Below are 25,058 nucleotides of genomic sequence, written 5' to 3'. Positions count from 1 at the left end.
ACATGAAGAAAATCGTTGCTCTGGTTCTGGCCCTGGTACTGTGCCTGACCGCCGCAGCTTCCCTGGCGGACGGAATCGCCAAGGAAGACATCAAGCTCGGTATTATCACCCTGCATGACGAACAGTCCACGTATGACAAGAACTTTATCGACTCTGCCAAGAAGGCCGCTGCGAACCTGGGACTGGCTGAAGAACAGGTGATCATCGTTTCCGGCATTCCGGAGTCCGATGAATGCCGCCAGAAGGCGCTGGACCTGGTTGATGAAGGATGCAACATCGTTTTCGCCGACAGTTTCGGCCATGAAGACTTCATGATCGAAGCCGCGAAGGAATTCCCGGAAGTCACCTTTGCCCATGCTACCGGCACCAAGGCCCATACTGAAAACCTGGCGAACTTCCACAATGCGTTTGCCTCCATCTACGAAGGTCGTTACCTGGCCGGTGTTGCTGCCGGACTGAAGCTGAATGAGATCAAGGCTGCCGGAAACCTGAAGGGCGAAGTTCCCATGATCGGTTACGTCGGCGCTTTCACCTACGCGGAAGTGATCTCCGGCTACACCAGCTTCTACCTGGGCGCGAAGAGCGTCTGCCCCGACGTGATCATGAAGGTTCAGTTCACCGGTTCCTGGTACGATGAAATCGGCGAGAAGGCTGCTGCTGAAGCGCTGATCAATGCCGGCGCCGACCTGATCTCCCAGCACGCGGACTCCATGGGCGCCCCCACTGCCTGTGAATCCGCCGGCATCCCGAACATCTCCTACAACGGCTCCACCGTGGATGCCTGCCCCAACACCTTCATCGTGGCCAGCAAGATTGACTGGGCTCCCTACTTCGAATACCTGGTCAACCAGACTATCGCCGGTGAAGAAATCGCGACCGACTGGACCGGCACCATCGAGACCGGTTCCGTTGTGCTGACCGACGTGAATGAAGCGGCTGCCGCTGAAGGCACCGTGGCCAAGATTGAAGAAGTCAAGGCGGAACTGCTGGCCGGCACCCGCAAGGTGTTCGACACCGCGACCGAAGGCTTCATCACCGTGGACGGCAAGCCCGTGACCTCCAAACTGGCGGACGTGGACACCGACGCTGCCTTTACTCCGGATACTGAAGCGGTTGCGGACGGTTACTTCCATGAATCCGAATTCCGCAGCGCTCCCTACTTCGATCTGACGATCGACGGCATCGAGCTGCTGAACAGCGCATTCTGATTTCGCCATTAGATGCAACACGACCGGACTGCCACTCAGATTATGGGTGGCAGTCCGTGTACTTTTATGGTAAAATTCTACAGTAAGCCTGGGAAAGCGGAGGAACAACGGTGGAAAAGCAGCTTGCGCTTGAAATGCGCGGAATCACAAAGCGGTTTGGCCCGGTGGTTGCAAACAACCGGGTGAACCTGGACGTGTACCGGGGGGAAATCCTGGCCGTGCTCGGTGAGAACGGATGCGGAAAGACGACCCTGATGAACATGATTGCGGGCATCTATTTCCCGGATGAAGGACATATCCTGATCAACGGCCAGGAGGTTGTGATCCGCTCCCCCAAGGATGCATTCGATCACGGAATCGGCATGATTCACCAGCATTTCAAACTGGTGGACCTGTTTACCGCGGCAGAGAATATTGTGCTGGGCATATCGGAAAAAGGCCGGTACAACCTGAAGGCAGTCAATGAAAAAGTGCAGGCTATCGCGGACCGGTACGGATTCCATATTGATCCGGCCAAGAAGATTTATGATATGTCTGTTTCCGAAAAACAGACGGTTGAAATCGTGAAGGTCCTGTACCGCGGTGCAGAAATCCTGATCCTGGATGAACCGACGGCGGTTCTGACACCCCAGGAAATCACCCGCCTGTTTGAAGTGCTGAAGCGGATGAAGGAAGACGGAAAGAGCATTATCATCATCACACACAAGCTGAATGAAGTGCTGGAAGTCAGCGACCGGGTGGCAATCCTTCGCCGCGGAGAGCATATCGCAACCGTGGAGACGAAGGATACGAATGAAGCGGAACTGACGGAGATGATGGTCGGCAAGAAGATCAGCCTGAACATCGAGCGCGTCAGCCCGGTCAATCCGATTCCCCGGCTGGAGGTTACGAACCTGAACCTGTACAACAGCGAAGGCGTCCACGTACTGAAGGATATTACCTTTACTGCCAATGGCGGGGAAATCCTGGGCATCGCAGGCATTGCCGGCAGCGGACAGCGGGAACTGCTGGAATCCATTGCCGGACTGCAGCCCGTATCCAGCGGAAGCGTGATCTTCAACAATCCGAAAAAGGACCGGCCGGTCAGCTTCTTCCACAAGAACCTGAAGCAGGTAAAACACCTGGCGGAGCAGGGCGCTTTCCATGATGTGAATATGAAGGATGTTTCCTTCCACGGCATGAGCCGGAAAGCCATCCGGAAATGGGTGGAATCCGGCGGCGTGCTGTTCCGGGAGGATGAGGTGATGAACCTGCGGGACAAGACTCCGCTGGAAATCCGCCAGCTGGGAATCCACCTGAGCTTTGTTCCGGAAGACCGGCTGGGCATGGGCCTGGTCGGCAACATGGACATTACCGATAATATGATGCTGCGCAGCTACCGGAAGGGACGCTACGGCTTTCTGAACCGGAAAAAGCCCAAAGCACAGGCGGAAGAGATCATCCGGGAACTGGAAGTTTCCACACCGGGCGTCAGCACGCCGGTGCGGCGGCTTTCCGGCGGCAACGTACAGAAGGTGCTGGTGGGCCGGGAAATTGCCTATGCCCCAAAGGTACTGATGGCAGCTTATCCGGTCCGCGGACTGGACATCGGAAGCAGCTACACGATCTATCATCTGCTGAACCGGCAGAAGGAGAAGGGTGTGGCCGTGATCTATGTCGGTGAGGATCTGGACGTGCTGCTGGAACTGTGCGACCGGATTATGGTGATCAATAGCGGCGCGGTGACCGGCATTGTGGACGCACGCACTGCCACCAAGGAAGAAATCGGCCTGCTGATGACAAAGACGGCGGAACGGAAGGAGGAAGAAGCATGAGTTCCAGGCAGCGGAATGAGGTTCGGGAACCGCTGGTTCACCTGACCAAACGCGCTTCCACTTCTCCGGCCCGGGCGTGGGCGATCCGGGCAATCGCCATTTTCCTGGGCCTGCTGGTATGCGGGATTGTCGCCTTCCTCCTGATTGAGAAACTGCAGCAGAATCCTGGAAAAATCGGAGATTTCTACTATACATTCATCCGCGGTTCCTTTTCCACCAACCGGAAGCTTTGGAAATTCCTGAAGAACACCGCGATCCTGCTTTGCATTTCCCTGGCGCTCACCCCGGCGTTCCGGATGCGCTTCTGGAACATCGGCGGAGAAGGCCAGACGCTGACCGGCGTGCTGGGTTCGATTGCAGTCGCGTTTTACCTCGGCGGCAAGGTGCCGGAATGGCTGCTGCTGATCCTGATGCTGTTTGCGGCGCTGGCATCCGGCATGCTGTGGGGCCTGATTCCTGCGGTATTCAAGGCCAGGTGGGGGACAAACGAAACGCTGTTCACCCTGATGATGAATTATGTTGCGACATTCCTGGTCAGTTATTTCCTGGTGATCTGGGTCCCCAGCGGATCCTCCTCCCTGGGCAAGCTGAAGTACGGAAAACTGCCGCAGATTTACAACGAGCACCTGCTGATCGTGCTGATTATCCTGGCGCTGACCATCGGGCTGTACATCTACCTGAACTACACCAAGCACGGATATGAAATCAGCGTGGTGGGCGAGAGCGTCCGGACGGCGCAGTACGTCGGCATCAACGAGCGGAAGGTCATTATCCGTACGATGATCCTGAGCGGTGCGCTCTGCGGACTGGCCGGATACCTGATCGCGGCCGGCGCGGACCAGACGGTGACGACCAATTCAGCAGGCGGACAGGGATTCACCGGAATCCTGGTGGCCTGGCTCGGTAAATTCAATCCGCTGATCATGATCCTGACAGCCGCGCTGATCCAGCTGCTGAACCAGGGCGCCGGACAGATCAGCCAGGATTTCAGCGTCAACAACGCGCTGCCGAACGTCATCGTGGGCATTGTGCTGTTCTTTATTATCGGTGCGGAGTTCTTTATTTCCTACGAGATCCATTTCCGCGGACATGGACGCAGGGAAGCGGAGAGGAGGACCGTGAAATGAATATCTGGCTGAATTTCCTGATTGACTCACTGGCCTTCGGCGCGGTGTTCATGTATGGTTCCACCGGTGAGATCCTGACCGAAAAAGCCGGCCACCTGAACCTGGGAATCCCCGGCATCATGTGCATGGGCGGCGCGGGCGGATGCCTCGTGCTGAACATGATTGGCAAGAGCGGGCTTCCCCCGGTGCTGATTGTCATCCTGGGAATCCTGGGAGCGATCGCGTTCTCGGTCCTGGCCGGGCTGATTTATTCTTTCCTGACGGTGACCCTGCGGGCCAACCAGAATGTGACCGGCCTGACCCTGACTACTTTCGGCGTCGGCCTGTCCAAGGTCATTATGACCAAGCTGAATACGGTGGTTTACCTGGTCAGCACCCGGGACTATTTCAGATGGCCGTTCGCCGGGCGCCAGGACAGCCTCCAGCTGTGGGGAGTCCTGTTTTTCCTGGCGATTATCATCTCCCTGACGGCCAGCTGGGTTCTTTTCCGGACCCGGACCGGCCTCCACCTGCGGGCGGTCGGCGAGAATCCCGCCACGGCGGATGCTGTCGGCATCAATGTCACAAGGTATAAGTATGCCGCGACCTGCATCGGCAGCGGAATCGCCGGGCTCGGCGGATTCTACTACATCATCGACTATATGGCCAGCCAGGAAGCCTACCTGAGCGTGGAAGCCTGGGGATGGCTGAGTATCGCGCTGGTGATTTTTGCCCTGTGGCGGCCGCACCTGACCATTATCGGATCGACTGTGTTCGGCATCCTGTTCTCGCTGGGAAGCTTTATCACCAACAGCAGCTGGATCAAGGTGACCATGGCGACCATTCCGCTGCTGAAGATGCTGCCGTATGTGGTAACAATCCTGGTGCTGATTGTCACCAGCATCCGGAACAAGAAGGAGAACCAGCCGCCGGCCAGCCTGGGCCTGAGTTATTTCCGCGAGGAGAGATGAATTAAGGGGGCTTTCCGCAAGGAAACGCACGCGCACCGCGGGCGGAATTCCCGCCTCGCGCACCGCGCACGGCAGCGCCCTCTTAGACCCCTTCGGTTTCCGTAAGAAAAGATGAAAAAAGGGGGGCTTTCCGCAAGGAAGCGCACGCGCACCGCGGACGGATTTCCGCCTCGCGCACCGCGCGCGGCAGCGCCCCCCTAGACCCCTTCGGTTTCCGTAAGGAAAAAGATCGGGGGACTTTGGACCCTTTCGGTTTCTCAAAAGAAAAATAGACGAGGAAAAAACGATGAAAGTACGGATGACTGCGGACAGCACCTGTGACCTGAGCCCGGATCTTCTCCGGAAGTACCAGGTCGGAATTGTACCGCTGAGCGTGATTATTGACGGGCAGGTTTTCCACGATGGCGTGGACGTGACGCCCCGGGACATTTTCCGGGCATCGGATGCCGGGAAAGCGGTGCGGACAGCCGCGGTGAACACCTATGAATACAAGGAATTCTTCAATGAGCAGCTGAAGAAGGCCGACCAGCTGGTGCACGTATGCATCAGCAGCGAGTTCTCCACCTGCTACGCGGATGCGTGCGAAGCCTCCAAGGATATGGACAACGTGTTTGTTGTGGACAGCCGGAACCTTTCGACGGGCAGCGGACTGCTGGTGCTGGAAGGCGCCGAGATGGCTGAGCGGGGCATGGACGGCGCGGAGATCGCCCGGATCCTGCGGGAACGGACCAAGCTGGTGGATGCCAGCTTCACCGTACGCACGGTGGACTACCTGCGCCGGGGCGGACGCTGCAGCGGGATGGAAGCGCTGGGCGCGAAGCTGCTGCATATCCGGCCTTCCATTATTGTGACGGATGGCAAAATGCATCCCGGCGAAAAATACCGCGGCCGGGTGGAGCATTACCTGAAGCACTATATCGAAGACCGGCTGGCCGATGACAGCAGCATCGATTTCAAGCGGGTATTTGTAACCCATTCCCCCAGCGAGGAAGGCATGGTCAGCTACGCGATCGAGAAGATCAAGAGCTACGGCCTGTTCCGGGAAGTGCTGGAAACAACCGCCGGATGCACCATCTGCTGCCACTGCGGGCCGGATACGCTGGGCATCCTGTTCATGCGGAAGAATAAGGAATAACGATGAAAAAGAATCCGAAAACAATCGCAGGTCTGGCGGGCATGGCAGTGCTGCTTGCGGCACTGCTGTTCATGGTGGTCAAGCTGATTCCCGTTGCACAGGAAGTGCAGCGGGAGATGAGCCTGACTCCAACTCCGCTTCCGCCCGTACCGGCCAGCGTGATGGCTGTGACGCCGGACCCATCGCTGCCGACAGCGGCGCCGGTGATGCGCACCGGATCCAAAGGGCAGGAGGTTAAAGACCTGCAAACCCGCCTGTCCGCACTGGGCTTTTACAGCGGGGAAATCGATGGGGAATTCGGCCCGGGAACGAAAGAAGCCGTCACAGCCTTCCAGAAAACAAACGGACTGGAAGCGGACGGCATCGTCGGGGAAGAAACCCGGGAACTGCTGTTTTCCGTGAACGCAAAGCCTTTCAGCAACTGAGCGGGCGGATCATTTCTCTGCGGCACATATTCCTGCGATCACCCAGAAGACCGGAGCCACCAGGCAGACGGAAAAGGCGAAGAACGCCTGGACCGCATAGCACAGGACGGCGGCAGCGCACGGGGTCAGCAGGGAAGCGGAACGGAACCCCGCGGTACGCGGGCGGAGGAACACCAGCAGCAGAAGCAGGGCGGCAAACAGCAGCATGGCCGGAAGGCCGTGATTGACCAGGTGCGCAATGTATTCATTGTGCGGATTATCGAAATAGTGCGGCAGGGCCAGATCTCCCTGATGGGTGGGAATGGCCAGGCCGTTTTCATTTATATACTGATTGAAGCGGATTTCAAAGGTATCGGAACCGCCTCCGGCCAGCAGGTTTTCCTGTGCCAGGCCGACACTGTAAACCCACACGGCCACCCGGTTGCTGCCAAAGGACAGCTGCGGACGGCCGTGCATGATTTCATGCAGCTCCCAGAGACCGCCGGAGCTTCCGGGGAAGAACCAGACAAACAGGAGCGCCAGGATGACCAGCAGGATGATGAACGGAATACGCCACCTGCGGGGAATAAAGCGCAGGATAGCCGCAACAGCCAGAACAGCGAGTGTGATTGCGCCAAACTGGACATCCATTGAGATGACCAGGTAGACAGCAGCGGCAAGGCCGGCAAGGACCGAAATCCGGAAAAGGTTCCGGCGGGCAGGGGGCGGGGTTTCCTCCTGCCGGCGGGGCTGCTGCAGCGCGGGCAGGAACAGTCCGCACAGGAGCACCAGATAGCCGGTGTCCATATCCACGTTGCCGATCGTTCCCTGGAATTCCGGCGTGGTGGCATAGCTCCGGCCGGCTGGATAGAGCCCGAACACATTGATACCGGACCGCTGAAGCAGCACAACCGCGCAGAAAACCAGCACACCGGCCGCGGCGGAAAGAATGACCGGCTCCTGCCGGACGCGGGAAAAGGAAAAAACCAGGAACAGCAGCATGTAGCAAAGCTGGGTAAAAAGACCTTCCCGGCGGGCGGACGCACCGATCCACCAGCTGTCCGAACCCAGCGGGCTGAGCAGGCAGGAAAGCATCATCCATAGCGTGAGAAGGGCAAAAACCGCCAGTAAGGTTTTCCGGGCACGGGAAAAAGACCCGGCTGGCCGCAGCGGACCGGGGACCTCACAGACGGCCGCGATCAGGGTGAAGGCGGTCAGCGCGAGCATGATGATCCATTTGTCAGCGGTGATATGGGAATAGGTGCCGAACTGGAGCAGCGGGAAGAGGCCTGTCCACAGGCACGCGGCGACGGTCATCATTGCGTGAATCCCCTTGAAACAACAGTGTTTTCATGGTAGTATTACGTATTATATGGGGCACAAAAAAATATGTCAAGGATACGGAATAAAGGGAGCGGTAGCCATGAAGGTTGTGCTGGAAAATCTGACCAAACGGTTTCCTTCCAGGAACAAAAAAGGCGAGGATGTTATTGCGGTCAATAACTTCAATTTTGAGATCCCGGACGGCCAGCTGATCGGCCTGCTCGGGCCCAGCGGATGCGGAAAGAGCACCACGCTGAACCTGATCAGCGGCCTGGAGGAACCGACATCCGGCAAGGTTTGGTTTGGCGATGAGGATGTGACCGGACTGCCGCCGGAAGCCAGGGGAGTCGGGCTCGTATTCCAGAATTACGCGCTGTACCCCCACCTGACGGTGGAGGAGAACATCATTTTCCCGCTGCAGAACCTGAAGGGCGACCGGAAAATGACGAAAGAGGAAATGCACCGGAAAGCGCTGGAGACCGCGAAGCTGGTCCAGATTGACGGACTGATGGAACGGAAACCGAAAGAGCTTTCCGGCGGACAGCAGCAGCGCGTCGCCATCGCGCGGGCTTTGGTGAAAATTCCGCGGGTCCTGCTGCTGGACGAACCGCTGAGCAACCTGGATGCCCGGCTGCGCCTGCAAACCCGCGAGGAACTGCGCCGCATCCAGCGGGAAACCGGGGTCACCACCATCTTCGTTACCCATGACCAGGAAGAGGCCATGAGCATCAGCGACCTGATCATCGTGATGAAGGACGGGAAGGTCCACCAAATCGGCAAGCCGCAGGAGGTGTACGACGAGCCGGTGAACCTGTTTGTTGCCCAGTTCCTGGGAACGCCGCAGATCAACGTATTTGAGGGTGAAATCCGGAATGGAATGGTCCGGATCGGAGAAGAAGATGTGCTGGACGCTGAGGGACGCGAAGACCGGAAGGTGTGGGTCGGCATCCGGCCGGAAGGCTTCATTCCGGACGAGCAGGGACCGCTGACCTGCCGGATGGACCGGGTGGAGGTCATGGGCCGCGATGTGAGCGTCGTTTCCACCCATGATCAGATGACCGGCAAGTGCATCCGCTCCATCGTCAGTTCGGAAAACCGCTTCGCGCCGGACCAGGAAACGGTGCGCTTCCGCCTGAAGCCGCACAAGGTCTTCCTGTTCGACCGGGAGAGTGAGGAACGGGTATGAAAAAGAAAAACAACCTGAAAGCCTGGCTGTACCTGCTGCCGGCAATCCTCTTCCTGGGTGTGTTCATGATCTACCCGCTGATTGACGTATGCATCTATTCCGTGGAGGAAAATTATGCTTCCATCGCCCGGACGTATACGGGCATCGGCCTGGGAAACTTCCGGGATGTACTGAGCGACCGCCTGTTCATCCAGGCACTGAAGAATACATTTATCCTGGTGGCGATCACGGTGCCGGTGAGTACCGGGCTGTCTTTGCTGATTGCCCTGGGACTGAGCTCCATCAAAGCCCTCAAAAAAGCGTTCCAGACAATCTATTTCCTGCCCTACGTCACGAACACGCTGGCGGTCGGACTGGTGTTTATGATCCTGTTTGACAAAACGGAATACACCAAAGGCCTGGTGAACCTGCTCCTCCGGACGGACATTGACTTCATCGACGGGGAATACTGGATGAAGATGATGGTGACGTGCCTGTATACGGTGTGGATCGTGATGCCGTTCAAGATCCTGATCCTGACCAGCGCACTGGCCAGCGTCAATTCGGAATACTACAAAGCCGCCAAGGTGGACGGGGCATCGAGCGCACGGATCTTCCGGAAGATTACCCTGCCGATGATCAGCCCCACGGTGTTCTACCTGATTATTACCGGCTTTATCGGTGCGTTCAAGGCTTACAGCGATGAGGTGGCCCTTTTCGGCACCAACCTGAACGCAGCGGGAATGAATACCATTGTCGGATACGTGTATGACATGCTGTACAGCGATACGGGCGGACGCTACGGGAACGCGGCGGCTGCGGCGCTGATCCTGTTTGCCATCGTATTCACGATTACGTATATCAACCTGAAGTTCAGCCGGAACAAGGTTCAGTACATGTAAGGGAAGGACGATGAGCCGATGAATGAGAGAAAACGCGGGACCGGTTCAAAGGTCCTGGTATGGCTGCTGCTGGCAGTATGGGCGGTCGTCGTGCTGTTTCCCTTTTACTGGATGGTGCTGACGAGCGTCAAGAAGACCAGCACATACAACAATGAGACGGTTCCGAAGATTATCGCGGAAGACCCGACGCTGGAGAATTACGGGAAGGCTTTCACCGAGGTGAGCCTGGGCCGGTATTTCGGAAATACGCTGATCTTTACCGTTGCAACTACGGGGCTGATGATGCTGGTGACCGTGCCGGCCGCATTTGCGTTCGCACGGCTGGAATTCCGCGGGAAACACCTGCTGTTTGCACTGTTCCTGAGCCTGATGATGATTCCCACGGAGCTGGTGATCATCACGAACTATGTGACCGTGGTGAACCTGGAATGGAACCGGGGTATCCGAACTTTCCTCGGCCTGATCCTGCCGTCCGTAACCAGTGTATTCTACATTTACCTGCTGAAGGAGAACTTCGAGGCAATTCCCGATGAGCTGTACAACGCGGCGAAAGTGGACGGAACCAGCGACCTGAAATACCTGCTGAAGGTAATGGTGCCCATCAGCCAGCCAACCATTGTCACGATTGTAATTCTGAAGGTGATCGAGTGCTGGAACAGCTACGTCTGGCCGCGGCTGATCACGCGGGAATCCAGCTATTTCCTGGTATCCAACGGAATCCAGGCCATCCGGGAAAGCGGATTCGGCCGGCAGGATATTCCGGCGATGATGGCGGCGGTCGTGGTGGTCAGCGCTCCGCTGATCGTCCTGTTCCTGGTGTTCCGGGATAAGATCATGGCCGGTGTTTCCCGGGGAGGCACCAAGGGATGATCCGGCAGGAAACGGCAGCCGGCAAGGCTTCGGAGGGAGAGGATCAAGACGATGTTGAGGAAATATAAAGCAGCCGGGGTCTGCATGGTACTGCTCCTGGCGCTGTGCATGCTGTCCGGCTGCCATGGAACGCTGACCACAAAGGCGTCCATCGGCACGGGGGATACCGCGGTTCCGGCCCAGTTTGACGAGACAAAACCGATTGAGCTGGTGTTCTGGGCAAAGAATGACACCAACAAGGTCCAGACCGCGGTCTATAACCAGGCAATCACGGACTTCGAAAAACTGTATCCGAATGTGAAAATCAGCCTGCGCCTGTATTCCGACTACAGCCGGATCTACGCGGACGTGATTACCAACATCCCCACAAACACACCGCCGAATGTATGCATTACCTATCCGGACCATATTGCCACCTACAAGACCGGCAGCGATGTGGTTCTTCAGCTGGATGACTGGATGCGGGACAGCCGCTACGGCCTGGGCGGGAGCGAAGTGAAATTCGACGCCCCGACGGAGGCGGAGATGGTTCCGGAATTCCTGGATGAATGCATCCTGGACGGACATTATTACGCCCTGCCGTACATGCGTTCCACCGAAGCCCTGTATATCAACCGGGACCTGGTGGAGAAGCTGGGGTATGAAGTGCCGGATGTGCTGACCTGGGATTTCGTGTGGGAAGTCAGCGAGAAGGCCATGGAAAAGGATGAGGACGGTACCTTCCGGGTTAACGGCCAGAATGTGCTGATCCCGTTCATCTACAAGAGCACGGACAACATGATGATCTCCATGCTCCGGCAGCTGGGCGCGCCGTATTCCAATGCCAACGGGGAAGTGCTGATCTTCAACGATACGACAAAGGCCATGCTGGAGGAAATCTACCTGCACGCGAAAAGCCGCGCTTTCTCCACGTTCGCGATCAGCAGCTATCCCGGCAATTTCCTGAATGCCGGACAGTGCATTTTTGCCGTGGATTCCACCGCGGGCGCAACCTGGATGGGCGGAGAGGCGCCGATGCAGGATATCCATGCATCCCAGCTGAAGCTGTTCAATATCGAAGTGCGGCCGATCCCGCAGTTCGATCCGGACAACATGAAAATGATCAGCCAGGGCCCCAGCATCTGCGTTTTCAACAAGGATGATCCCCAGGAAGTGCTGGCCAGCTGGCTGTTTGTCCAGTACCTGCTGACCAATCCGGTCCAGCTGGGTTATTCCGAAACGGAAGGATACCTGCCGGTGACCCTGAAAGCCCAGCAAAGTGCGGAATACCAGGATTACCTGAGCCGGAAGGGCGAGGATAATGACGAGCATTATGCCGTGAAAATCCTGGCCAGCGAGCTGCTGATGCACCACACTGCGGATACATTCGTGACTCCGGTTTTCAACGGCAGCACCAGCCTGCGGTCTGCCGCGGGGCAGCTGATCGAAAGCGCCTGCAAGAGCGCCCGGCGGAAGCAGGAACTTAACATTCCGCAGCTGTACAATGAGGTCAACAGCCTGTACCGCCTGGACCAGATCGAGGTCATTCCGGCCGGTGAGGACGCCGGAACGGAAGAAACGCCGGAAACGGCGGAGGCGGAACCGGTTCCGGAGCAGGAACTGCCGGATATCAGCAAAGCACTGCTGATTGCCCTGCCGGCGGTATGGGTGCTGATCGGCCTGTATACCGTTTGGGAAAAGAAGAAAAATAAGAGAAAAAATTGATATTATCCTGCCAAAGATGTACAATATGGTCAGCTGCCGGAAAGGCAGAACAGAAGGAGGTTACAAAAACATGAGAAAACTGATTGCACTGGCCCTGGTGCTGATGATGGCCCTGGCCGTGGTTTCCGCTGTGGCGGAAGAAACGGCTGTGATGGACTATGCGGCGTATGCTGCGGCCGAGCTGGACACCGAAGTGGTGATCGAGACGACCGTGCAGGCGACGCAGGCCTGGTGGGAAAAGGACGGCGTCGGCAAGATCACGGTTTATGGCCAGAGCGAAGACGGCGCTTACTTCATCTACGAGATGAACTGCTCCAAGGAAGATGCTGAGAAGCTGGTTCCCGGCGCGAAGATCAAGGTGAAGGGCTACAAGAGCGCGTGGAGCGGCGAAGTGGAAATCACCGACGCGACGTTTGAATTCGTGGAAGGCGAAGGCTTCAAGGCCGAGCCGGAAGACGTAACCGCGCTGCTGGGCACGGAAGAACTGATCAACAAGCAGAACGCGCTGGTGGCGTTCAAGGGCCTGACGGTTGCGGCAAAGAAGGACGCGGAAGGCAATGACGCGGCGTTCCTGTACAAGTGGAACGGCGCCGGACAGCAGGGTGACGACCTGTACTTCGACGTGACGCTGAATGACGCGACCTACACGTTCGTGGTGGAATCCTACCTGTGCGGACCGGACACCGAAGTGTACAAGGCGGTTGAAGGCCTGAAGATCGGTGACGTGATCGACGCGGAAGGCTTCCTGTACTGGTACGAAGGCGTACAGCCCCACATCATCAAGGTGGCTGCCGCCCAGTAATCCCCAAAAAGCAATTCATTCCGGCGGAAGAAATTCCGCCGGTTTTTTCATGGCTCCGGCCGGACGGCGATATTGATATCCGTAAGCGCGGAGGTTGTTTTTTACACGGATATAGGATATAATACAGTGATAATATATACGATGGAGGTGACGGGATGACGCAGAATAAAACCGCAGCCGCGGTGGCAGTGCCGGCAGCGCTGGTATTGCTGTTTGCAATTGCGGCCAAAGCGAGTGTCCCGTTGCTGATCGAACTGACAATGCTGCTGCCGGTTGCGGCAGCCCTGCTGCAGTATTCCGCCGGATGGCCGGGTGCTGCGGCTGTCTGCGCGGCAGCCGGGCTGGCATGCGGGTTTACCCTTCCGGCGGAGATGCTGCCGGTGATCATCTTCTGGTGCGGCGGAAGCCTGCTTGCGGCGGCAATCCCGGTGCGGAAGCCCCTGGTCCGGCCGGTCCTGTGGGCGGCGGTCTGCCTGGTCACATGGCTTGCCGGACTGCTGGCCCTCTCCGCAGTGACGGACGGAAAGATCATCGCCGGCCTGGCCAAAGGCGCATGTGATTATATTGACGCCAGCCCGGAACGGAACAACATCCTGATCAACGCCTACAGCATGGGACTGGCCCGGCTGGATGATATTGAACTGCTGTCAGCCCGGCGGCTTCCCGGATACGGGTATCTTTTCCTGGAGGAAGAATCCCGCCGGCAGATGCTGCTCAGCCTGCGGGTGAGCCTGGAAGAACTGCTGCCGTCTGCCCTGTGCAGCGCGATGATTTACCATACTGTTCTCACTACGGTCCTGTGCACGGTGCTGCCGGACTGGCGGCGCAGGCGCCAGGGGGAGGAAGGCCTGCTTCCCCCCATGGAGAAATGGTACATGCCGCGGCGGATGGGAACGGCGGTATTCGCCCTGCTGATTGGCTGGGTGATTGCACTGGTGTCGGATGACGGAGTGACGGGATACCTGGGCATGCTGTGCATGGGCGTATTCCGGGTGGCGTTTATGCTGCAGGGAGCGTGCTTCCTGCTGTGGATGGGAAAGCGCATGGGAATCCGGAATGTCATGCGCGGTGTATGGGCGGTGGCGCTCTCCCTGCTGGCGCCGGTGGTCCCGATTATCATGGGTGTGATTGATCAACGAAAGGACGCGCGTCACCTGCGTCCGAACAAGGAGGCTGAACAGGAATGAAGGTCGTACTGCTGAAGGATATTCGGAACGTCGGAAAGCGGGATGATATTATCACCGTGAGCGACGGATACGCACGGAACTTTCTGTTTCCCCAGAAGCTTGCGGCGGAAGCCACGGAAAGCATGCTGAAGGAGATTTCCAAGAAGCGGGCCGCGCAGGAAGCCCGCGAAGCGGAAATGCGGGCTGAGGCGGAAGCAAAGGCCATGCTGCTGAAGAACAAAGTGATTACGCTGGAAGTCAAATGCGGTGACAAAGGCCGCCTGTACGGCAGCGTCACCAGCGCGGAGGTTGCCGAAGCACTTGAAAAGCAGCACGGAATCAAAGCCGACAAGCGGAAGCTGGATATCGGGGACCCGATCCGGGAAACCGGCGTACGGGAAATCACCGTATGGCTGTATTCCGGTGTGACGACCCCGATGAAACTGAACGTCGTACCGATCCAGAAGTAACAAAAACCGGAAGACGGGAGAAGACAGATGGCAAATCCGGAGGAGTTCAGGGGAACCGTTCCGCCCAACAGCGTGGAGGCGGAGGTCAGTGTTCTGGGCGCAATGCTGCAGGACAGCGCCGCTGTGCTCCGCGCGACGGAACAACTGCGGCCGGAGGATTTCTACCAGCCGGAGCATAAGGAAATCTTTTCCGTGATGATGGACCTTTACCTGCAGCGGCGTCCGATCGACCTGGTGACACTGCATACGGAACTGGCCCGCAGGGGATCCCTGGAAGGCGTGGGCGGAAACGCCTACCTGATGAAGATTCTGAACAGCGTGCCGACTTCCGCCAACGTCAAGGCGTATATCGACATCGTGCAGGAAAAGAGTACGATGCGGAAGCTGATCCAGGCCTGCCAGAAGATATCCGGCGAGTGTTTTACCCAGCAGTCGCCGCTGGAGAACATCCTGTCATCCGCAGAAAAAGCGATTTTTGATATCGTAATGAACCAGACCGATGGCGAGACGCTGGTCCCGCTGCGGGAAGTGCTGGTGAAGACATATGACCAGATTGATGAACTGTCCAGGCTGCATGGCGCCATCGGCGGTGTGCCGACCGGATTCATCGACCTGGATAACCTGCTGACCGGCCTGCATCCCGGCGAGCTGGTAGTGGTCGGCGCCCGCCCGTCCATGGGGAAAACATCATTCGCAATGAATATCGCGTCCTATGCGAGCCTGAAGCGCGGCAAATCCGTGGCTGTGTTCACCCTGGAAATGCCGCGGGAGCAGATTGCCATGAGAATGCTCTGCTCCGACGCACAGGTGGATATGCAGCGGGTGCGGAAAGGCACACTGACGGACAAGGACTGGAGCAGCCTGGCTAATTCCGTGCAGTCTATGGCCGACGCACCGATGTATATTGACGATACCGCCGGAATTACGCCCAGCCAGCTGCGTTCCCGATGCCGGCGGCTGAAGATGGACAAAGGACTGGACCTGGTTGTGGTGGACTACCTGGGACTGATGAAGGCGGACGGCCGGGTGGAAAGCCGCCAGCTGGAGGTCAGTGAGATCAGCCGCCAGCTGAAGGCCATCGCCCTGGATATGAAGATCCCGATCATCGCCTGCGCACAGCTGAGCCGTGCGAACAAGGACCGGGTCGACAAGCGGCCGGTGCTGAGCGACCTGCGGGATTCCGGATCCATCGAACAGGATGCGGACGTCGTCATGTTCCTCCACCGGGAGGAATACTACAACAAAGACACCGAAGACAAGAACATCGGTGAAGTGATCATCTCCAAGCAGCGCAGCGGTCCCCTGGGAACGGTGAAGCTTGCATGGCTGAGCGAATACACCACATTTGCCAATCTGGCACGGGACAACGGCCCCTCCGGGGATGCCCCGTGGTGAGATGGCAGCAGGAGGATCGTGAATGGAAAACTACTCGGTAAGCCAGCTGCAGCGTGATATGCGGTTTGAAGGCTTCCTGCTGATCCGATCCGCGGAAAAGCGGAAGGACAGCAAGGGCAATGATTATGTGGACATGAACCTGACCGACCGGACGGGCGAAATCAACTGCAAGATCTGGAACTGGGACCCCGGCACCCCGGTGCCGGAGACCGGAAAACCGGTCAAGGTCCGCGGCACGGTGCAGGAATACAACGGCCGGCTGCAGCTGCGGGTGGAAAAATGGCGCGAGGCAACGGAAGCAGATCCCCTGGATATGAACAGCCTCGTTCCGAGCGCGCCGCGGAGCTCCGCCGATATGCTGCAGGAAATCCGCGGAACAGTGGACAGCTTTACCAACGAAACCCTGCGGAAGCTGACGAACGGAATGCTGGAAAATGCCGGCGGCGACCTGGCGTGGTTCCCGGCGGCCCAGCGGATGCACCACGCGGAACGGAGCGGCCTGCTCCACCATACAACCGATATGCTTCGCATGGCGAAGGCTGCACTGGAAGTATATCCTTGGCTGAACCGGGACCTGCTGCTGGCCGGGGTGATCATCCACGACCTGGCTAAGATCGATGAGCTGAAAAGTGATCCGGCCGGGAATGTGGCGGATTATACCCGGGACGGGCAGCTGCTGGGACACCTGGTGCGGGGAATCACCAACCTGAACCGGGTGGCAGACCGGCTGGACATCCACGGGGAGGCGGTGGTGCTGCTGGAGCACATGCTCCTGAGCCACCACGGCGAGGCGGAATTCGGAAGCCCACGGGCGCCGATGTTCCCCGAGGCGGAAGCCCTGCACTGGCTGGATATGATGGATGCCCGGATGAATACCATGAAAACCGCGGCGGACAAGACACCTGAAGGTGCTTTCAGCGAAAAGATCTACAGCCTGGACCGCCGCGTATATCACCCGATGTATACGGAAGACGCTGAATAAACAACAGACGGAGGGATGAACCATGTGGAAAAAACGGATTCTGTGCCTGGTACTGGTGCTCTGTGCGTGCCTGCTTGCTGCCTGCCAGCAGGAAAAAGTGATCTATCCCACCCAGGACAGGCCTGAAACGCAGCAGCCTGCAGCCCAGGAGGCGCCTGCGGCACAGCCGGACACGGGAAACTCCCAGAATGTTTTCCCGAACTATGATGACGGGTCCTACAATCCGGCGTCCGAAGAAGGCGGCGATGAAGAATACATCGCAATTGCCAACCCGGCTACCCCGGTACCGACTGTGAACAACAGCTACGCGGGCGCCACGCCGGTAGTCATCGATCCGATTGACAAGCCCACGCCGACCCCGGTTCCGACGATGAAATTTACCTACAGCAAATACGAAGCGGAAGCGCTGCACCTTTCCTTCGAAGCTCCGGTGGGCTGGACGGTGGACAACTCCGCGGCAGATACCTATATCCTGACGGATGAAGCTGATCAACTGGATGTCCAGCCGAAGGTCATGGTCCGTGTGGTTCCGGTGAACAAAAACTACAACAAGAATGAGCTGACCAAGGAAGTCAAAGCTGCGCTGGATACCATCCGCGGTGAAGGCGACTTCAGCAGCTTTGATCCTTCCAGCACCGCGACCCGTACCTTCATTGACGGAAACGGCGTATATATGGCCTACAAGGGAACGCTGAGCGACGGCAGGGGAGTTGCGGGACGCGTGATCGTCAATACCGTGGATAAGGTCCTCTATATCCTGCATGTAAGCTATCCGCGGAGTATGGCGGACAACTTTGCCGAGGGCGTATACAACAAAGTACGCAGCACAATGAAGAAGACCAACTGAGGAATCCATATTCTGCAATGATGATGCGGCGCGCTCTTCCGGAACATGGAAAAGCGCGCAGTATCTGTTTTTCGGAGGCTAAACGGAACATGAAGAATGCGACTCGATTTCTTTCCATCCTGCTTTGCATCCTGCTGCTGGCCGGGACGGCGGAGACAGCCCTGGCGGAAGCGGTGACGCTGAACATTTATGTGAGCGGTGAGACGGATACAGCCGGTGAATATGTGAAACTGGACGGCCGGTTCCGTATATGGCAGAACGGAGAGGAAATCGGAGAGATCCAGGCAGGCGAATCCATCACCCTGCCGGAAGGCGCACGGATCCATATTGAACCCGTGACCGGTTTCTTTGAGCCGGGATGGGACCTGGGGGACGCCTATCAGGACATTACCGTTGAGAACGGCCGCAGTGTAACGGTTCCGGTGGTCCTTCACCGGCTGGCAGATGCTCCGGAAACAGCCGAAACGCCGGTTCCGGCACCGGCGGCCACCCCGGAACCTGCAGCTGAGCAGGCTTCGGAACCGGATGGGGAAGATCCGGATAAATCCGGGGAAGCCGGTGAAGAACCGGACGGGGAAGAGCCGGATATACCCTATACGGCGGTGGTGGAACCCTATGTAATCCCGGAACCGCTGCCCCAGCCGGCTGCGACTCCGGAACCTGTGTTTTCCCCGCTGCAGCCCGGAAACAATACGGGCAGCGTTCGGGTGATGGTTTTCCAGGACCGGAACGGGAACGGGAACAAAGCGCCGAATGAAGACGGCATTTCCGGCATCCACGTTTACCTGCTGAGCGGGGAAAGCGCTGTTGCCGGCGGCGTGACCGGCGCGGACGGCGTGGTGGTTTTTGAAAATGTGCCGGCCGGCACTTACCGTACGGAAACCTACCTGACTGAAGGCAAGACGTTTGCTGCTTACGGCGGGGAAGGGCAGACCGACCTGAATGCATACCAGTTTTCCACGGAAGGCAGCCAGGCAAGCGGCGAGTTCACTGTTTCCGCGGGGATGGAAACCGAGCAGGGAATCGGAGTGGAAACCGCATACCATGTGGCCGGCTTCTGCTGGGTGGAAACCAATGTGGACGGTGTGTATGAAAGCGGCGAGCCGATGATGCCCAACGTGCGGATTACGCTGGACGGGCAGAAAAACGGCCTGCATTATGAGACGATTTCCAAAGCGGACGGCACCTGGATCATTGACCGGGTGCGTCCCGCCCTGTATACCCTGACGGTGTATACGCCGGACGGGCTGACCTTTACCCGGCAGGCCAATTCCGGCAAATACCGTACCGTTATCTCCAGGGACGGCGTTTTCAAGGCAAGTAAAGCCGTGGACCTGAATGACAAGACCAGCCGGGAAAGCCAGAATATCGGCTTTACCCGGGCCAGCATCGTCAAAGGCATCTGCTACCTGGATGCGAACTACAACGGATTCTATGATGAGGGTGAACAGCCGCTGCAGGGCGTGAAAATCACGGCGATCAAGGAATGGGACGGAAGCGAAGTTGCAAGCGTCACATCCGGGGCAGACGGCCGGTTTGAAATGCCCGGTATGCGCCCCAATACATACCGGCTCCGCGCCCTTCTTCCGAATGACGGCAGCACCTATACCGTTACCCGGGATGAACCTCAGGGCAACCATTTCAAAGGCCGGGACGGACGCCGGGAGAACTTCTGGGGCGATTTCAAGCTCAGCTATGCGGAAACACGGGAAATCGCCATCGGCGCGATTTATCCTGCAACCATCAAGGGTACCGTATACTATGACAACGACTTCTCCGGCACGTGCGACAGCAAGGAAAAGGTATCCAGTGCCTTTGTCGTGAAGCTGGTGGACGCGCAGGGCAATACGGTCGTGTATGACAAGACCGGAGCCCGCGGCGTATATGAGCTGACGGACGTACCGCCGGGAGAATACAGCCTGAGCGTGAACGCGGTGGCGGGATACGCCTTTACCAAACTCGGGGAGGGCAACGTCATCCTGAACCGTACAGGCGGGGAAGGCTATTCCATGCCCTTCACCGTGGAACTGGGTGCGGAGATCACCGGGATGGATATCGGTATGATCAAACCCGGTACCGTGGAAGGCGACGTATATGCCGACCGGAACGACAACGGGGCTCAGGACAGCGGGGAACGCGGGCTGACCGGTGTGACCGTGCGCCTGGTTGAGGAGACTGAAGGCGAGGCATTCCGGGCGGAAATCGGCGAAGACGGGCACTTCATCTTTGACGCGGTGATGCCCGGACGGTATTACGTGGAATATATCCTGCCGGACGGCGCGGTATTTGCCCGGAGTATGGCGGGAACCATTCAGGAAACCGCAGACGGAGCCGGCAGGACGGAATCGTTTGATTTCGCAACCGGCGGATATAAGAAGGCCGCGCTATGCGGCGCGCTGACGCTGGGCCGGATTGAAGGTACCGCCTATCAGGACCATAACGGAAACGGAATCCGGGATGACGGGGAAGAACCGCTGGCCGGCATGACGATTTCCCTGGTTCCGGGACGTGCGGAACTGGATGAGTCCATTGTGGCGACGGCTGCGGACGGCTCGTTCATCCTGGAAGGGCTGCGGCCGGATACCTATACGCTCAAAGCCGCCTGCCCGGAAGGCTTTGTGATGAGCCGGACCGATCACCTGGACCTGCCGCTGACGGCCGGCAAGGCGGTGCAGGAAGCTACGCTGGAGGTGCCGATGGGTGCTACCTGGACCGCACAGATGACCGGCGCAGCGATCCCGGCAGCGATCCGCGGCCGGATGTGGCTGGATGAAAACAACAACGGCCTGTTCGATGAAGGCGAGCAGACGCCTGCCGGAATGACGCTGACCGTAACGGACAATTTCACCGGAAAGGTGTTTGACACACCGGTAACGGACGAAAACGGATCCTTCGCGGCAGCCGGGATGATTCCAGGGGAATTCTCGGTTTCCTTCCCGTTGGATGACAACACGCTGGCACCGAAACCCGGCGACAACCAGTTTACGGCAGAAGCCGGTCAGATGGTACTGACCGGGATCCGCCTGCAGGAGAATGAAACACGGGACAACCTGCTGCTGGGCATCATCCGGTATACCCGGATCGGCGGCAGGGTATGGATTGACCGGGGCGGAAACATTGAGGCGCTTTCCGGTGCGGTGATGACCCTGAAAGACGAAAACGGTACGGCGGTTGCTTCCGCAACCAGTACAAACAACGGCGATTACCGTTTCGAACACCTGATGCCCGGCGTATACCGCGTTGAAGCGGAGATGCCGGAAGGCTGTGTGATCATTGAACCGGATGACTACCGCCTGGCGGGGGATCTCCGTTCTGCAATGACCACCACGCTCAACCGGAACGGTTCCTCGGACGAGATCGACCTGAAGATGAACCAGAACCGGACGGACCTGGATATCGGCTGTGTGCTGCCGGGCAGCCTGGGAGACTTCTGCTGGCTGGACCTGAACGGCGACGGACTGCAGGCCGGAGATGAGCTTGGCATCGCGAACGTCCGCGTGGAAGCGCTGCGCGACGGTGCAGCCGTGGCGGAAACTGTGACGGATCAGTACGGATTCTACCGGATTTCAGACCTGTATCCGGCGGTTTACACACTGCGCGTGACCGCTCCGGCGGAAGTAAAGCCCACCCGGAAGCGCAGTGATCTCCGGATCATCGCGTCCGCCCTGGAAGAAACGGACGGCGATGTGTGCTATACCGGGGAGATTACCGTGGAGAGCGACCGGGCCAACTACAATGTGGACCTGGGATTCGTGACCCGCCGCAACGGGGTGCTGCCGGCCGGATACGGCCAGGGCAAAACCCAGAACTGGCAGAAATAAAGATTTCCCGGAGGAATGAACGGAATGAAGCGTTTGATATGCATGATCCTGGTAGCTGCGATCCTGGCCGGGATCTGCATGACGGTATTTGCGGAGGACGACGAGGATGATTCTGTGGTCGTCCCTGTGGATGAAGCGGCCGCTGATGAAGAGGATGAAAATGAAGACGATTCCGTGATCATCCCGGTGGATATGGAAATCCAGCCGGAAGGGGAACCGGAATCGGAGCCGGTCCGTGTGATGCAGTACGGGGATCAGGGAGATGACGTCGTTTTCCTGCAAACCCGGCTGAGCGATATGAAATACTACCGGGGGAATATCAGCGGCGCTTACGGTGATGCCACACGGGATGCCGTGACACGGTTCCAGGACGACTTTGGCCTGGAAGCGACGGGTGTCGCGGATATCCAGACCCAGATGGTGCTGTATACCGCCATGTACCGTCCGCTGAAGTACGGCGCGTCGGGAGATGACGTGAAGGAACTCCAGACCCAGCTGACCGCCCTCGGATACTACAAGGAGAAGATCAAGGGCAATTACCTGGAATCCACGCAGAAGGCGGTGGAACATTTCCAGCGGAACAACCACCTGCAGGTTACCGGGATTGCGGATCCCGATACGCAGGAAGTGCTGTTCTCCGGCCGGGCGGTCGGGTATTATGATGACGCGACCCCAACCCCAACCCCGATTCCGGACCTGAACAATTACCTTGTGGATGAGGATGAGAACAGTGTGCCGCTTCCGGATGAAGCGGTGCCGTTCACGAAACAGCTGAAGAACGGAACCAGCGGCCCGCTGGTGAAGCAGATGCAGCAGCGCCTGCATGACCTGGGGTACCTGGATGCCAGTAAGGTCAGCGGCAATTTCCAGAAATACACCCATCGCGCGGTTAAAGCCATCCAGGCCCAGAACGGACTGAAGAGCAACGGCGTGGTGGATGAGGAAACATGGAATGTGATTTTCAACAATTCCCATGTGGTGCTGCCGGACCAGACGCCGAAACCGACGCCGACCCCGACGCCGATTCCGTTCTATATCTATGTGGACGTGCGGAACCAGATTGTATCGGTGTATGCGCGGGATGAATACGGCGAGTATACCGTGCCGGTCCGCCAGATGCTCTGCTCCACCGGCAAGGTGGGAACGGACAGCGATCCGGGTGACTGGGTGCTGAACGGCCGGAAAGCCACCTGGTGCTATTTCCCGAAATGGGGCGGATATGCCCGGTACTGGACACGCATCAATTCGTCCATTGCGTTCCATTCCGTCATTTATCACTCCGTAAGCACCAAGGACATGAAAACCTCCAGCTACCGCGCCCTGGGAAGCCGGGCCAGCCACGGATGCATCCGGCTGACGGTGGCAGATGCCAAGTGGATCTATGACAACTGCGGGGAAGGAACGGTAGTCCATATCACCACGCAGAACGAAACGAAATCCGATCCGGAGCTGAAGGATTCGCTGAAGCTGGCGCCGCTGAGCAAGGAAGAGATGGTGCCCGTCAAAACGCCGGAACCGACACCGGAACCGGTATACCGCAGTGATATCCGGCCGGAGCTGAACGGGCTTGTCCTGAAGCAGAAGAGCAACAACGAATACGTCTTCTGGCTGCAGCACCGGCTGAAAGAGCTGGGCTACTATGATACGAAGTGTACCGGCAAAATGCTGGACCGGACGGTGGCTGCCCTGAAAGCATTCCAGCGTGACCACGGAATGCCGGTGAGCGGTACGGCGGACCAGAAGGTGATCGACGCCCTGTTTGAGGAACCGACACCCACGCCCCGGCCGACACCGACCCCATATGAACCATAAAAAGCCCATGAACAAACGCCCCTGCATCGGCAGGGGCGTTTTCATGTTTCAGCGAAGACGGATTATTCCGTTTTTCCGGATTCCAGGGAGGAGAGCGCTTCCAGCGCATCCTCCCTTCCGGCCAACGCCGCCTGCTCATACCAATGGGCGGCTTCAGCAGGGTCCGGATCCACATCGATCCCGTATTGATACATATAGCCAAGCGCAGCCATGCTGCGGCTGTTCCCGAGCTCCGCGGCCTTCCGGTACCAGGAAAGGCCTTTTTCCACGTCTTTTACGGCGTTTTCCCCGGACAGATACAGATAGCCGAGATAGTCGCAGGCGAGTGCACTGCCCGCTTCTGCGGCTTTTTCATAGTACTCCAGGGCCAGGTCCGGATCGCGTTCGACTCCCCGGCCATTGGCGTAGCAGTATGCGATGGACATCAGGCTGTCCGCGTCGCCTTTTTCAGCGGCCTGCCGGTAATACTCCAGCGCTTTTTCATAGTTCCGGCGGACTGTGGAACCGTCTTCATAGAAGGTACCCAGGTACCAGAGGGCTTCCACGGAACCGAGATCGGCGGCTTTTTGGTAGCATTCCATGGACTGGTAATAGTCCCGTGTGACCAGCTCTCCCTCGTCATACATGCGGCCCAGCTGTACCCAGGCAGGCGCATAGTCCATGCCGGCAGCAAGGTGCAGGCAGGAAAGCGCCATCGCGGAATCTTTCGGCATCAGCAGCCCCAGTTCGTAATAATGCGCCAGTGCAACCAGCGCATCCGGCCGGCTCTGCCCGGCCAGGTAACGGACGGCCGGCCAGGCGGCCAGCAGATCGCCGGATGCGGCCTGCGTATCCAGGGAGGCTTCCCGGGTCATCCCGCAGGAATGGCAGCTGCTGCCCAGGTTCTCCGCCTTGCAGGCACTGCAGATCCAGGCACCGGCCGGTTTTCCGCAGACCCCGCAGAAATCGCCGCCGGTTTTGCTGCCGCATTCAAGGCAGATCCAATGATCCGCGCTGCCGTTTTCCTCTGCAAGGCCGGCAGGGAATATCAGCAGGCAGGCTACCCCGAGCATTGCAAGCAGTCTCTTCATACTTCACCATCCAAAGATATCTTCCGGAAGCGGTCCTGTCCGGGGGATTCCCCATCCTGGATTCTGATCCGGATCATGGTTTATTTATTAT

General features: G+C 58.2%; 20 protein-coding genes. 18 read left to right on the top strand and 2 right to left on the bottom strand.

Translation table 11 applies throughout. The annotated features are described in order from the left end of the window. Nucleotides 1-2 precede the first annotated feature (2 nt). The 6 genes from JNO48_02800 (at nt 3) to JNO48_02775 (ending at nt 6,659) form a co-directional block, all read left to right on the top strand. Nucleotides 3-1,208, top strand: a complete 1,206-nt coding sequence (locus JNO48_02800; protein QTE68853.1) for a BMP family ABC transporter substrate-binding protein — start codon at nt 3-5, stop codon at nt 1,206-1,208. A 134-nt stretch (nt 1,209-1,342) separates the two neighbouring features. Further along, nucleotides 1,343-3,022: an ABC transporter ATP-binding protein gene (locus tag JNO48_02795; GenBank protein QTE69665.1), complete on the top strand. Its 1,680-nt coding sequence runs from the start codon at nt 1,343-1,345 to the stop codon at nt 3,020-3,022. Next, nucleotides 3,019-4,149 carry an ABC transporter permease gene (locus JNO48_02790; GenBank protein ID QTE68852.1) on the top strand — a complete coding sequence of 377 codons (1,131 nt, stop codon included), beginning with the start codon at nt 3,019-3,021 and terminating at the stop codon, nt 4,147-4,149. Before JNO48_02795 ends, JNO48_02790 begins: the two co-directional genes overlap by 4 nt. Then, nucleotides 4,146-5,099: an ABC transporter permease gene (locus JNO48_02785; protein ID QTE68851.1), complete on the top strand. Its 954-nt coding sequence runs from the start codon at nt 4,146-4,148 to the stop codon at nt 5,097-5,099. The genes JNO48_02790 and JNO48_02785 overlap by 4 nt, the downstream gene beginning before the upstream one ends. A gap of 286 nt (nt 5,100-5,385) precedes the next feature. After that, nucleotides 5,386-6,234: a DegV family protein gene (locus tag JNO48_02780; protein ID QTE68850.1), complete on the top strand. Its 849-nt coding sequence runs from the start codon at nt 5,386-5,388 to the stop codon at nt 6,232-6,234. 2 nt (nt 6,235-6,236) lie between these two features. After that, a complete protein-coding gene (locus JNO48_02775; protein QTE68849.1) occupies nt 6,237-6,659 on the top strand; it encodes a peptidoglycan-binding protein in 423 nt (140 codons plus the stop codon). A 9-nt stretch (nt 6,660-6,668) separates the two neighbouring features. On the opposite strand, the gene JNO48_02770 is transcribed toward JNO48_02775, so the two are convergent. Continuing rightward, on the bottom strand, nt 6,669-7,958 hold the full coding sequence (locus tag JNO48_02770; GenBank protein QTE68848.1) for an O-antigen ligase family protein: 1,290 nt from the start codon (nt 7,956-7,958) through the stop codon (nt 6,669-6,671). A 103-nt stretch (nt 7,959-8,061) separates the two neighbouring features. Here JNO48_02770 and JNO48_02765 point away from each other — a divergent pair, with 103 nt between their 5' ends. The 12 genes from JNO48_02765 to JNO48_02710 all read left to right on the top strand — a co-directional run bounded on the left by JNO48_02765 (nt 8,062) and on the right by JNO48_02710 (nt 23,897). Continuing rightward, nucleotides 8,062-9,147: an ABC transporter ATP-binding protein gene (locus JNO48_02765; GenBank protein ID QTE68847.1), complete on the top strand. Its 1,086-nt coding sequence runs from the start codon at nt 8,062-8,064 to the stop codon at nt 9,145-9,147. After that, nucleotides 9,144-10,028, top strand: a complete 885-nt coding sequence (locus JNO48_02760; protein QTE68846.1) for a sugar ABC transporter permease — start codon at nt 9,144-9,146, stop codon at nt 10,026-10,028. Before JNO48_02765 ends, JNO48_02760 begins: the two co-directional genes overlap by 4 nt. Before the next feature lie 18 nt (nt 10,029-10,046). Beyond that, nucleotides 10,047-10,898, top strand: a complete 852-nt coding sequence (locus JNO48_02755; GenBank protein QTE68845.1) for a carbohydrate ABC transporter permease — start codon at nt 10,047-10,049, stop codon at nt 10,896-10,898. A 51-nt stretch (nt 10,899-10,949) separates the two neighbouring features. Beyond that, a complete protein-coding gene (locus JNO48_02750; GenBank protein ID QTE68844.1) occupies nt 10,950-12,602 on the top strand; it encodes an extracellular solute-binding protein in 1,653 nt (550 codons plus the stop codon). A 70-nt stretch (nt 12,603-12,672) separates the two neighbouring features. Next, a complete protein-coding gene (locus JNO48_02745; GenBank protein QTE68843.1) occupies nt 12,673-13,404 on the top strand; it encodes a hypothetical protein in 732 nt (243 codons plus the stop codon). Nucleotides 13,405-13,559: 155 nt separating this feature from the next. Next, nucleotides 13,560-14,591, top strand: a complete 1,032-nt coding sequence (locus tag JNO48_02740; protein QTE68842.1) for a DUF2232 domain-containing protein — start codon at nt 13,560-13,562, stop codon at nt 14,589-14,591. Next, the gene (rplI, locus tag JNO48_02735; protein QTE68841.1) at nt 14,588-15,040 is read left to right on the top strand and encodes a 50S ribosomal protein L9; all 453 of its coding nucleotides are present in this window, start codon (nt 14,588-14,590) and stop codon (nt 15,038-15,040) included. The genes JNO48_02740 and rplI overlap by 4 nt, the downstream gene beginning before the upstream one ends. A 27-nt stretch (nt 15,041-15,067) precedes the next feature. Further along, nucleotides 15,068-16,435, top strand: a complete 1,368-nt coding sequence (dnaB, locus tag JNO48_02730) for a replicative DNA helicase (GenBank protein ID QTE68840.1) — start codon at nt 15,068-15,070, stop codon at nt 16,433-16,435. 22 nt (nt 16,436-16,457) lie between these two features. After that, nucleotides 16,458-17,417, top strand: coding sequence for a CMP-binding protein (locus JNO48_02725; protein ID QTE68839.1), 960 nt, complete (start codon nt 16,458-16,460; stop codon nt 17,415-17,417). A gap of 22 nt (nt 17,418-17,439) precedes the next feature. Beyond that, a complete protein-coding gene (locus JNO48_02720) occupies nt 17,440-18,264 on the top strand; it encodes a hypothetical protein (protein QTE68838.1) in 825 nt (274 codons plus the stop codon). Nucleotides 18,265-18,353: 89 nt separating this feature from the next. Continuing rightward, on the top strand, nt 18,354-22,085 hold the full coding sequence (locus tag JNO48_02715; protein ID QTE68837.1) for a hypothetical protein: 3,732 nt from the start codon (nt 18,354-18,356) through the stop codon (nt 22,083-22,085). Between the two features lie 24 nt (nt 22,086-22,109). Continuing rightward, nucleotides 22,110-23,897 (top strand): peptidoglycan-binding protein, encoded by a 1,788-nt coding sequence (locus JNO48_02710; protein QTE68836.1) that lies wholly within the window; start codon nt 22,110-22,112, stop codon nt 23,895-23,897. A 62-nt stretch (nt 23,898-23,959) separates the two neighbouring features. On the opposite strand, the gene JNO48_02705 is transcribed toward JNO48_02710, so the two are convergent. Continuing rightward, nucleotides 23,960-24,967: a sel1 repeat family protein gene (locus JNO48_02705; GenBank protein QTE68835.1), complete on the bottom strand. Its 1,008-nt coding sequence runs from the start codon at nt 24,965-24,967 to the stop codon at nt 23,960-23,962. Nucleotides 24,968-25,058 lie beyond the last annotated feature (91 nt).

Source organism: Clostridiales bacterium (assembly GCA_017569285.1).
GTDB lineage: Bacteria > Bacillota > Clostridia > Christensenellales > Aristaeellaceae > Aristaeella.
The sequence above is the reverse complement of the archived record's forward strand: the minus strand, read 5'-3'. Positions and strand labels throughout refer to the sequence as shown.

What these genes read in the sequence shown, in the direction of transcription:
- JNO48_02785 (QTE68851.1), top strand. Translation starts at nt 4,146, where the DNA reads ATGAATATCTGGCTGAATTTCCTGATTGACTCACTGGCCTTCGGCGCG.
- dnaB (QTE68840.1), top strand. Translation starts at nt 15,068, where the DNA reads ATGGCAAATCCGGAGGAGTTCAGGGGAACCGTTCCGCCCAACAGCGTG.
- JNO48_02745 (QTE68843.1), top strand. Translation starts at nt 12,673, where the DNA reads ATGAGAAAACTGATTGCACTGGCCCTGGTGCTGATGATGGCCCTGGCC.
- JNO48_02710 (QTE68836.1), top strand. Translation starts at nt 22,110, where the DNA reads ATGAAGCGTTTGATATGCATGATCCTGGTAGCTGCGATCCTGGCCGGG.
- JNO48_02755 (QTE68845.1), top strand. Translation starts at nt 10,047, where the DNA reads ATGAATGAGAGAAAACGCGGGACCGGTTCAAAGGTCCTGGTATGGCTG.
- JNO48_02770 (QTE68848.1), bottom strand. Translation starts at nt 7,958, where the DNA reads ATGATGACCGTCGCCGCGTGCCTGTGGACAGGCCTCTTCCCGCTGCTC.
- JNO48_02775 (QTE68849.1), top strand. Translation starts at nt 6,237, where the DNA reads ATGAAAAAGAATCCGAAAACAATCGCAGGTCTGGCGGGCATGGCAGTG.
- JNO48_02790 (QTE68852.1), top strand. Translation starts at nt 3,019, where the DNA reads ATGAGTTCCAGGCAGCGGAATGAGGTTCGGGAACCGCTGGTTCACCTG.
- JNO48_02760 (QTE68846.1), top strand. Translation starts at nt 9,144, where the DNA reads ATGAAAAAGAAAAACAACCTGAAAGCCTGGCTGTACCTGCTGCCGGCA.
- JNO48_02705 (QTE68835.1), bottom strand. Translation starts at nt 24,967, where the DNA reads ATGAAGAGACTGCTTGCAATGCTCGGGGTAGCCTGCCTGCTGATATTC.
- JNO48_02765 (QTE68847.1), top strand. Translation starts at nt 8,062, where the DNA reads ATGAAGGTTGTGCTGGAAAATCTGACCAAACGGTTTCCTTCCAGGAAC.
- JNO48_02720 (QTE68838.1), top strand. Translation starts at nt 17,440, where the DNA reads ATGTGGAAAAAACGGATTCTGTGCCTGGTACTGGTGCTCTGTGCGTGC.
- rplI (QTE68841.1), top strand. Translation starts at nt 14,588, where the DNA reads ATGAAGGTCGTACTGCTGAAGGATATTCGGAACGTCGGAAAGCGGGAT.
- JNO48_02780 (QTE68850.1), top strand. Translation starts at nt 5,386, where the DNA reads ATGAAAGTACGGATGACTGCGGACAGCACCTGTGACCTGAGCCCGGAT.
- JNO48_02800 (QTE68853.1), top strand. Translation starts at nt 3, where the DNA reads ATGAAGAAAATCGTTGCTCTGGTTCTGGCCCTGGTACTGTGCCTGACC.
- JNO48_02715 (QTE68837.1), top strand. Translation starts at nt 18,354, where the DNA reads ATGAAGAATGCGACTCGATTTCTTTCCATCCTGCTTTGCATCCTGCTG.
- JNO48_02795 (QTE69665.1), top strand. Translation starts at nt 1,343, where the DNA reads ATGCGCGGAATCACAAAGCGGTTTGGCCCGGTGGTTGCAAACAACCGG.
- JNO48_02750 (QTE68844.1), top strand. Translation starts at nt 10,950, where the DNA reads ATGTTGAGGAAATATAAAGCAGCCGGGGTCTGCATGGTACTGCTCCTG.
- JNO48_02740 (QTE68842.1), top strand. Translation starts at nt 13,560, where the DNA reads ATGACGCAGAATAAAACCGCAGCCGCGGTGGCAGTGCCGGCAGCGCTG.
- JNO48_02725 (QTE68839.1), top strand. Translation starts at nt 16,458, where the DNA reads ATGGAAAACTACTCGGTAAGCCAGCTGCAGCGTGATATGCGGTTTGAA.